This window comes from Azospirillum sp. UFLA03-27 (assembly GCF_059803775.1).
On the sequence record NZ_JAUQTX010000313.1, the window covers coordinates 1 to 6,555 of the forward strand.

7 protein-coding genes are annotated in these 6,555 nt (G+C 68.4%); 3 read left to right on the top strand and 4 right to left on the bottom strand.

Annotation, left to right across the window (positions count from 1 at the left end; genetic code table 11):
* Positions 1 to 208: 208 nt before the first annotated feature.
* The 3 genes from Q4I23_RS29135 to fdhD are packed head-to-tail and all read right to left on the bottom strand — an operon-like array spanning position 209 to position 2,197.
* Complete coding sequence (locus Q4I23_RS29135) at positions 209 to 703, bottom strand: DUF3305 domain-containing protein (RefSeq protein ID WP_498528524.1); 495 nt, start codon at positions 701 to 703, stop codon at positions 209 to 211.
* A complete protein-coding gene (mobA, locus tag Q4I23_RS29140) occupies positions 700 to 1,326 on the bottom strand; it encodes a molybdenum cofactor guanylyltransferase MobA (RefSeq protein WP_498528525.1) in 627 nt (208 codons plus the stop codon). Before mobA ends, Q4I23_RS29135 begins: the two co-directional genes overlap by 4 nt.
* Complete coding sequence (gene fdhD / locus Q4I23_RS29145; RefSeq protein ID WP_094305944.1) at positions 1,316 to 2,197, bottom strand: formate dehydrogenase accessory sulfurtransferase FdhD; 882 nt, start codon at positions 2,195 to 2,197, stop codon at positions 1,316 to 1,318. Before fdhD ends, mobA begins: the two co-directional genes overlap by 11 nt.
* 119 nt (positions 2,198 to 2,316) lie before the next feature.
* Here fdhD and Q4I23_RS29150 point away from each other — a divergent pair, with 119 nt between their 5' ends.
* Positions 2,317 to 3,012, top strand: a complete 696-nt coding sequence (locus Q4I23_RS29150; RefSeq protein WP_498528526.1) for an ABC transporter permease — start codon at positions 2,317 to 2,319, stop codon at positions 3,010 to 3,012.
* 112 nt (positions 3,013 to 3,124) lie between these two features.
* On the top strand, positions 3,125 to 3,961 hold the full coding sequence (locus Q4I23_RS29155; RefSeq protein ID WP_454018982.1) for an ABC transporter substrate-binding protein: 837 nt from the start codon (positions 3,125 to 3,127) through the stop codon (positions 3,959 to 3,961).
* 93 nt (positions 3,962 to 4,054) lie between these two features.
* Here the strand turns inward: Q4I23_RS29155 and Q4I23_RS29160 are convergent, their stop codons facing one another.
* On the bottom strand, positions 4,055 to 5,257 hold the full coding sequence (locus Q4I23_RS29160; RefSeq protein ID WP_454018981.1) for a serine hydrolase: 1,203 nt from the start codon (positions 5,255 to 5,257) through the stop codon (positions 4,055 to 4,057).
* Between the two features lie 514 nt (positions 5,258 to 5,771).
* Here Q4I23_RS29160 and Q4I23_RS29165 point away from each other — a divergent pair.
* The gene (locus tag Q4I23_RS29165) at positions 5,772 to 6,485 is read left to right on the top strand and encodes a hypothetical protein (RefSeq protein WP_454018980.1); all 714 of its coding nucleotides are present in this window, start codon (positions 5,772 to 5,774) and stop codon (positions 6,483 to 6,485) included.
* Positions 6,486 to 6,555: the final 70 nt, after the last annotated feature.

The window sequence follows — 6,555 nt, forward strand, 5'->3', positions numbered from 1 at the left end:
GTTATAGTCTCGTGGGCTCGGAGATGTGTATAAGAGACAGACCCTAACCCTCCCCCGCTCCGCAGGGGAGGGAACTGGCTCCTCCCCCTGCGAAGCTCTCGCGCAAACCAGAGGTTTGCGCTGACGCGGCAGGCGGAACCTTCGGTCCGCCGAGAGCGGGGGGAGGTCGGGAGGGGGGCCACGGCGCCGGAGCCCCATCAAGAATTCATCACCCCTGCTTCGGGAAGTGCCGCTTGCGCTCGCGCTTCACGAAGGGGACATCCACATGGTGCTGCTCGGTGAAGTCGCGGACCAGCGCCGTGACCTCGGGCGGCATCGGCACCGTCTCCACCATCTCCACGCCGCTGACCTGATAGGCCTCGCATTCGTGGGCCGAGGCGGTGACGACGAAGGGCACGACGCCCCCCGGCTCGCCCGTCTCGTCCGGACGCAGCACGACCCAGAGGCGTGGCGGCTCCTGCGACAGGTTCAGCTTGTAGCCTTCGGTGTCGCTGCGGAACAGCTCCAGCGGCAGGGTCGCGGCGTGGAAATGCGCCCAGCCCTCCCCCTCGCGCAGCAAGCGCCAGGGACCGTCGACCGGCGGGGCGCCGGGAATCACCGAGACCGGACGCCACGCCCATTCCGCCCAGGCGCTGGTGCCCTTGCGGCGCTCCAGCACGATGCCCAGGGCCATCGTCTCGATTTTGTTCAGCGCTTCGCTCATCGGACCAGTCCCGCCGCCATCAGCCGTTCCGCCTCCGCCAGATCGTCGGGGCGGTTGGTGTTGAAGAAGGGGTCTACCGGATCGGTGGCGAAGTCGGCAACCGCCAGACGGTACCGGGCGGTCCAAGCGTCCACCTTGCGCATGTCCTCCTCCACCATGGCGCGGCGCAGGTCGTCGGCGAGGTCCACCCGCCACAGCCCGAAGACCGGATGCTCCTGCCCGTCGGAGCGGGCGCAGGCGAGATCGGCGCCTTCGCGCTCCACCGCCGCGACCAGACGCGCGACCAGATCGTTGGGGATGAAAGGCGCGTCGGTGGCGAAGCTGGCCAGCCAGCGGCAGTCCGGCGCGTTGGCCCGCGCCCACTCCATCCCGGTCAGCACCCCGGCCAGCGGTCCGGCGAAGCCCTCCACCACGTCCGCCGCCACCGGCAGGCCGAAGGCGGCGAAGCGCGCCGGGTCGCCGTTGGCGTTGAGCACCAGCGGCCCGACCTGCGGGCGCACGGTGGCGACGATGCGCTCCAGGATGCTGCGCCCGCCCAGCGTGCGCAGGCTCTTGTCGCCGCCGCCCATGCGCCGCGACAGGCCGCCGGCCAGCAGCACGCCGGCAATGCCCTCACTCGTCATCGCGGCTCCCCTTGCGCTGGTGGCGCCCGCCCTCGTCCCCGACCGCGGCCGGGTCGGCGTCGAAGTCCAGCCGGTCGGTGCCGGCCAAAGCGAGGAAGCGCTTGCCCTTGGCCCGCCCCACCATGGTCAGGTTGGCCTGCCGCCCAAGCTCCACCCCCCAGGCGGTGAAGCCGGAGCGGGAGATCAGGATCGGAATGCCCATCTGCACCGTCTTGATGACCATCTCCGAGGTCAGGCGCCCGGTCGTGTAGAAGATCTTGTCGTGCGCCGGCACGCCGTGCAGGTGCATGTAGCCCGCCACCTTGTCCACCGCGTTGTGCCGCCCGACGTCCTCCATGTAGACGAGCGGGCGGTCGTCCTGGCACAGCACGCAGCCGTGGATGGCGCCGGCCTCCAGATACAGGCTGGGGGTCAGGTTGATCTTCTTCGACAGGGCGTAGATCCAGGAGGTCTTCAGCCGCGCGTCGGGGTTCAGCCGCACCGACTCGAAGGTCTCCATCACATCGCCGAAGGCGGTCCCCTGGGCGCAACCGGAGGTCAGCGTCTTCTTCTTGAGCTTCTGCTCGTAATTCGTGGCGCGCTCGGTGCGGACGACGACGGTGTCGATCTCCTCGTCGTAGTCGATGCCGGTGATCCGGTCGTCGCGCTTCAGCATGTTCTGGTTGAGCAGATAGCCCACCGCCAGATAATCGGGGTAGTCGGCGATCGTCATCATGGTGACGATCTCCTGCCCGTTCAGGTACAGCGTCAGCGGCCGTTCCACGGTGACCGACGCCTCCACCGGGCGCCCGTCCTGATCCAGCCCGGAAACGCGCTCCGTCAGCTTGGGATTCGCCGGGTCCGGCCTTATGGTGAATTCCGAGAGGTCCATGACCGGAAGAGTGGGGAAGATTGCGCGCCGGGGCAAGCGGTGGATGATCGGCTCCCGCAAGACGGAAGCGATGCGGCCCCGATTTGACGCGCGAGCGCTTGGTATGCACGAGTATCCTTATGCATGAGTTCGGTCTGGCCTTCGTCACCGCCTTCCATCTGATCGCCGATTTCGACCCCGGTCTGGTGGGGATCGTCGGCCTGTCGCTGCGCGTCAGCCTGACCGCCGTCCTGCTGTCGGCCCTGATCGGCCTGCCGCTGGGCGCCGCCGTCGCCGCCTTCCGCTTTCCCGGACGGCGCGTGGTGACCCTGTTCCTGAACACGGCGATGGGGCTGCCACCGGTGGTGGTGGGGCTGATCGTCTATCTGATCCTTTCGCGCTCTGGCCCGCTGGGTGTGCTGGGGCTGCTGTTCACCCCGACCGCGATGATCGTGGCCCAGACCGTGCTGATCGTGCCCATCGTCGCCGCCCTGACCCGCCAGATCGTCGAGGATCTGCTGGTGGAGTATGGCGACCTGCTGCGGGTGATGGGGACCGGGCCGCTGACCACCCTGTTCACCCTGCTATCGGAGGCGCGCTGGAGCCTGTTGACCATCGTGCTGGCTGGCTTCGGCCGGGCCTCGGCGGAGGTCGGGGCGGTGATGATCGTCGGTGGCAACATCGACCGGGTGACCCGCGTCATGACCACGTCCATCGCGCTGGAGACCAGCAAGGGCGACCTGCCGTTGGCGCTCGGCCTCGGCGTCATCCTGATGACCCTGTCGCTGTCGGTGAACTTCGCCGCCGCCATGGTGCGGGAGACGCGGCGGGCCTGAGCCACCGCTGCCTCCGCGATTCTGGAAAATTTGCAAAGCCGTTCGAACTTTCCCATAGTCGCCGCCACAGCCCGCAACCAAGGCGGGCAAGAACCTGGAGAGGGATAGTCCGATGCTGCGCCGTTCTTTCGTGCTGGGATGCGCCGCCGCGGCGGCTCTGCTGCTCGGCTCCGTTCAGCCGTCCACCGCCGCCGACCGCTTCATCACCGTGGCCTCCACCACCTCGACCGAGGATTCGGGGCTGTTCAAGTCGATCCTGCCGAAATTCACCGAGAAGACCGGGATCGAGGTCCGTGTGGTCGCCAAGGGCACCGGCCAAGCCATCGACATCGCCAAGCGCGGCGACGCCGACGTGCTGTTCGTCCACCACAAGCCGTCCGAGGACAAGTTCGTCGCCGAGGGCTTCAGCACCGAGCGCAAGCCGGTCATGTACAACGACTTCGTGATCGTCGGGCCGAAGGCCGACCCGGCCAAGGTCGGCGGCAGCAAGGACGTGTCCGCCGCGCTGAAGAGCATCGCCGCCGCCAAGGCCCCCTTCGTGTCGCGCGGCGACGACAGCGGCACCCACAAGTCGGAGCAGGCGCTGTGGAAGACCGCCGGCGTCGACCCCACGGCGGGTGACGGCTGGTACCGCGCCATCGGCCAGGGCATGGGCGCCACGCTGAACACCGCCGCTGCGGTGAGCGGCTACGCCATGACCGACCGCGCCACCTGGCTCAGCTTCAAGAACCGCGGCGATCTCGACATCCTGGTGGAGGGCGACAAGCGCCTGTTCAACCAGTATGGCGTCATGCTGGTGAACCCGGCCAAGTTCAGCCACGTCAAGGCCGCCGACGGGCAGGCCTTCGTGAGCTGGCTGGTGTCCGCCGAGGGTCAGCAGGCCATCGCGGACTACACGATCAACGGCAACTCGCTGTTCTTCCCGAACGCCAACGAGCCGGGCGCCTGACCGGCCCGCGCTCCGCGGACATGAAAAAAGGCGCAGCCTCGCGGCTGCGCCTTTTTCATATGGCGAAAAAAGTGCCTGCGGGAAGAAGCCGGCCTAAAGCTTCTCGTTCAGCGACACCGGGACGCAGCGGTGGCCGCTGCGGGTCAGTTCCGAGCAGACCTTGCGGGCGGTCCCCTCGTCCAGCCCGACCATGCGGGCGCGGTAGACGGTGGAGCCGTTGGACTTCACCGGAGTCACCGCCGGCTTGGCGGCGCGCAGCAGGAAGGGCGCCTGCTTGGTCGCCTGGGTCAGCGCCCGTTTGCTGGCCTCCCGCGTGGAGAAGGCACCGACCTGCACGCCCCATTTCGACCCGTCCGCCTTCGGCGAATCGGCGTCCTCGTCGCGGGCGCGGGCCGGCGGGCGGACCGCGGCGGGAGTCGAGACGGTGGAGGCGAGCTGCGCGATGGTCTCCGCCTTGGCCGGCGGCTTGCCCTTGGCGGTGACGCGCGGCGCGTCCTCGTCCCCGGCGCGGGCGACGACCGGAGCCTCCGAACCGCGACTCGGCTTGTCGAACGCCTTGTCCAGGATCGCTTCCATGCGGGCGTCGCGCGAGGCCGCGGACTTGCCACCCAGCACCACGGCGACCAGCCGGCGCCCGTCGCGCACCGCCGACGCCGCGAGGTTGAAGCCGCTGGCCACGGTGTAGCCGGTCTTGATGCCGTCCATGCCCTCGTAGCGCGACATCAGCCGGTTGTGGTTGTTCAGGCTGCGCCCGCCATAGACGAAGGCGCGACGGCTGAAATAGGGGTAATAGCGGGAGTGGTCGGACAGCATCGCCCGCGACAGAATGGAGAAGTCGCGCGCCGTGGTCAGCTGCTCCATGTTCGGCAGGCCGTTGGAGTTGCGGAAGACGGTGTTGCGCATGCCCAACTCGCGGGCCTTGCGGGTCATCATCTCGGCGAACTTGGCCTCGCTGCCGCCCAACGCCTCCGCCAGCACGACCGAGGCGTCGTTGGCCGACTTGGTGACCAGCCCGAGGATCGCCTGCTCCACCCGCAGCGTCTTGCCGGCGCGCAGCCCCAGCTTGGTCGGGGACTGCGCTTCCGCCCAGGCCGACACCGGCAGCGCCTGGTCCAGCCGCAGCCGCCCAGAATCCAGCGCGTCGAAGGTGAGGTAGAGCGTCATCATCTTGGTCAGCGACGCCGGGTAGGTCAGGGTGTCGGCGTTTTCCTCGTGCAGCACCTCACCCGTGCGCGCGTCCACGACGATCGCCGCGTATTTCGCGGCCAGCGCCGGCAACGGGGCCAGAACGGTCACCGCCAGCACCGCCAGGGCGCCGCATAGCCCCCGGCCGCACAGCCCTCGAACGAAAGGGGTAATGCTGAAGGCACTCCCCAGAGTCGAACGTCCATTCGCCAAACGTTCTGTGGCCTGTTCCCCCTCCGTTTCGCGCCCGCGCCAAGCGAACGCCAAAAGCAGGCTTCGAACGGTCTGGCCCGTTACGTTCATGATGCCCCCGCCAAAGGCTAATACTTGCTGTTTGGCGCAATGGTAAATTCCATGCAAAACAGTGTCTAGCGACAATTCGTTAATTTGCCGCTTCGATTTCTTCGGCGGCGCTGTGACGAAATTGGATGAGGCACGGACCCGTAAGGGGCGAACCGCGTTGAAGGAGCGCGACCGCCGATCCATCTTCCCGGAAGCGCAGGACCATTTCCCTTCCCGACTGGACGCGAGGCACCTCATGACCCGCCCGCCCGTGCGACGCCCGACGACTCTGCGCGCTGCCCCACGGGATGGACGAAGAGGGAGATTTGCCAAGCTAACGGGAATGACGGTGGCTGCGGCTGGACTGCTCGCCGGCTGCGCCTCGGTCGGGCCGACCGATAACCCGGTGGCGCGCAAGCTCACCTGGGTCAGCTACCTCAACGGCGACGATCTGCGCGCCGCCTGCACCAAGGGGGAGACCGACCGATACCGGCTGGTCTTCAACGCCGACTACCAGAAGCATGTGCGGACCTACGACATCGTCGGCGACCGCGGCACCGGCGGCGCGATGGTCGAAGCGCGCGTGCTGGAGGCCACCGACCTCGCCCGCATCGATCTGGACGACCCGGCGGCGGTGGCCCGCGGCCCGGTGGCCAAGGCCCAGCTGTCGCCGCGCCAGTTCGCCCTCTTCGTCCTGCGCCTCTACGAGAGCGGCGCCTTCGAGCCGGCGCCGAGCGGGGTGCGCCTGCCGTCGAACGGCGTCTACTGGCTGATCAACGGCTGCCGGCGGGGAAGCTGGTTCTTCAACGCCTACCCCTACCCGTCCGACCGCTTTTCCGACATCCGGTTCGACGGGCCGCTGAAGGAGCTGGAGGGCAGCGGCCAGGGGACCGGCGTGCCCTACCCCGCCCTGCCGCGCCCGCAGGACGCGCCGCGCACCCTGCCGACCGGCGGACAGGTGGACAGCGCGGGCGTGGTGTTCGAGGTCCAGGTGGGCCGCGACGGACTGGTCGGACCGACCGCGCCCTTCGGGACGTGGCTGTTCGCCGGGAAGTAGCGGGGCAAGGCGCTTGCCCCGCGACCTGTCTCTTATACACATCTCCGAGCCCACGAGACTATAACAGCTA